General features: G+C 41.0%; 1 pseudogene. It reads right to left on the bottom strand.

From position 1 onward, the window contains the following. Nucleotides 1-266: 266 nt before the first annotated feature. Nucleotides 267-807: pseudogene (locus ACFILY_RS09565) on the bottom strand (hypothetical protein); the annotation flags it as partial.

Here is an 807-nt window from a genome sequence, read left to right as displayed (position 1 = left end):
ACCCTAGACATGTTTGATGATTAAAACGACTGCTAAAGCAGACTTTTTTTCTTTGATGAGAGGCTACCGCCTCTCAAACTCTCTGTACGCTCACCAAAATCATGATCTCAGACCCGCGTTTATCGAAGGGCTAACAATCCTAGGTTCTTAGGGTCAAGGCAACCCCTACGGGGCGCCTAACGGCGACCTTGACCCAGAACCAAACGGATTGTTTCAGCCTTCTCACGCGGCTCCGAAATCATGAAATAAAGGTGGTAAAAACCCCTCTAATCCCCAATACCATTATCCTTTTCCCCCTTGCGTTTACGTCTCTTTGCACGCATTTTTAAAAAATGTTCTCTACGCTTGATCAATTTTTCTTGTTCGTTTTCTTGACGCATCAATGCAGCAATACCGAATAGTTTTTTCATTTGATCGTTTTTAAGCCCTTTAAATGGCTCTTGGAGCGCTTTTAATTTATTCCCTATGGATTCCACCATTCTTTGCATCTTTGTCGCTCTATGGGCATTTTCGTGGCTTTTAGAGGCTATTGCGATTGTACTTGCAAATTTTTCGTTTACTTCTTTGCTTAATCGACTAGCAACACACTCGGAAGTTTCAAATGCTGTTGCTAATCCAATTTTCTCAAGAAATCCTCTTGGTTTTAACTTTTTTGGTTCTATTTTTTCTGGATCAATGGCGATATATGACTCGATTTCTTTTCCGATAATTCCGTAATGCCGTTTAACGGCTTGGTGTTGTGCTTTACTCCCCTGTATACCTCTCTCTAAACCAAGGTTTTGCATGATTTCAGCAAAGGTTGTTTGA

The organism is Bartonella sp. CL25QHWL (assembly GCF_042195335.1).
In the GTDB taxonomy this organism is placed as follows: domain Bacteria; phylum Pseudomonadota; class Alphaproteobacteria; order Rhizobiales; family Rhizobiaceae; genus Bartonella.
Note: the sequence above shows the minus strand (reverse complement) of the source record. Positions and strands in the feature narration are given on the sequence as shown.